Source organism: Luteolibacter arcticus (genome assembly GCF_025950235.1).
Lineage (GTDB): Bacteria > Verrucomicrobiota > Verrucomicrobiia > Verrucomicrobiales > Akkermansiaceae > Haloferula > Haloferula arctica.
Window position 1 is genome coordinate 1 of the sequence record NZ_JAPDDT010000038.1, and the last position, 1,508, is coordinate 1,508.

Sequence of the window (1,508 nt, forward strand, 5' to 3'; positions counted from 1 at the left end):
GAATGGCGCTAACTTAAGGCGGATTTGTGAGCCGTGATGAACTACTGGCATTCTAGTAGCTGCTTGCAAACAATGACTTGCAGAACCCCGATGTTCCCGGGCTGGTCTCGCCGGCTTCACGGCCGCCGTCCCGTCAATCCCGCCCTCTCTTTCAAGCGGAGGGCTGCCACGGTTTCCAGCCTCTTCATCGGACAAGCCCGGGAACTCTTTGGTTGCCTGTTGCCCGTGTCGCTGTTGGAAAATGCCCCGGGGTTCCGTGACCGGCTTTTTCCGTTGCCGGTGATCTTCTGGACCTTCCTCTGCCAGATCCTTGCCGGCACATCTTGCCGCAGTGGCGTCGCGTCGGTCCAGGTCCTGCAGAGCCGCACCGGCCAGGCGCTTTGCTCCACAAACACCGCCGCTTTTTGCAAGGCGCGCCTCCGTTTTCCCGTCCGTTTGCTGCTGGGCTTTCTCAGGCACCTTGCCGAGGGGCTCGCGCCCCGGAGTGGGCCGCGCACGTGGGTAATGGATGGCACCACCCTGAGCATGCCGGACACTCCGGCAAATCAAGCGCGCTGGCCCCAAACCCGCTCGCAGAAGGCGGGCTGCGGTTTTCCGATCATGCGGATCGTGGGTTTGTTCGACCTGGCCACCGGCGTCTGGATCGCCTTGGCCAAGGGAAACTATCTCAGCCATGAACGTAACCTGTGTCGGCGACTTTGGCGGCACTTGCGACCGGGCGACACCTTGCTGGCCGACTCCGGCTTCTGCTGTTGGTTCACCTTCGCCCTGCTCCAGCGCAAGGGCGTGCGCGTGGTGATGCGCAATCACAGCCGCCGCTTGCCAGATCCGCGGGCCGTCCGGCTCGGCAAGCACGATCGGCTGGAACGCTGGACCAAGCCGCAGCGGCCCAAGTGGCTCGACCGGGCCACCTACGAGGGCCTTCCTACCTACATCGCCGTGCGGGTGCTGAGCGTCACGGCCGATCCCGGGGCTGGCTACCGGACCCGCGTGCTTCACCTCGCCACTACCGTCACCGATCCTGAACTCCTTCCCGCCGTGGAGGTGGGCGGGCTTTACCTCCGGCGCTGGCGGGTGGAGCTGTTTCTCGACGATGCCAAAACCACGTTGGGCATGGCGGTGCTCAAGACGCGAAGCCCGGGCATGATCCATCGCGAGTTGCTGATGTACATCATCGCCTACAACTTGATACGAGCGTTGATCCTCCAGGCGGGGCCGGCGACCGGTGCGAGCTTCAAGGGAGCCATTGATCGCATGACGCGCTGGCTGCCGGAGTTGTCGGCTGCGGTCGCGGCCAAAGCCCGCCGCCGCCTTGTGGAAGACCTGCTCGACGCCATCGCCGAAGATCTGGTTCCCGAGCGTCCCTACCGGAGAGAGCCGCGAGTCCTCAAACGAAGGCCGAAGCCCTTCCAACTGATGAACAAGCCACGGGCAGAAATGGTCGAAATCCATCATCGGACGAGGTATGTGAAACAGCCCAAATCCGCCTTAAGTTAGCGCCATTCGGG

1 protein-coding gene is annotated in these 1,508 nt (G+C 63.3%); it reads left to right on the forward strand.

The window, feature by feature from the left end:
• Window positions 1-72 precede the first annotated feature (72 nt).
• Window positions 73-1,497 carry an IS4 family transposase gene (locus OKA05_RS29240; RefSeq protein WP_264490772.1) on the forward strand — a complete coding sequence of 475 codons (1,425 nt, stop codon included), beginning with the start codon at window positions 73-75 and terminating at the stop codon, window positions 1,495-1,497.
• The last annotated feature ends 11 nt before the right edge of the window (window positions 1,498-1,508 follow it).

What these genes read in the sequence shown, in the direction of transcription:
- OKA05_RS29240 (WP_264490772.1), top strand. Translation starts at nt 73, where the DNA reads ATGACTTGCAGAACCCCGATGTTCCCGGGCTGGTCTCGCCGGCTTCAC.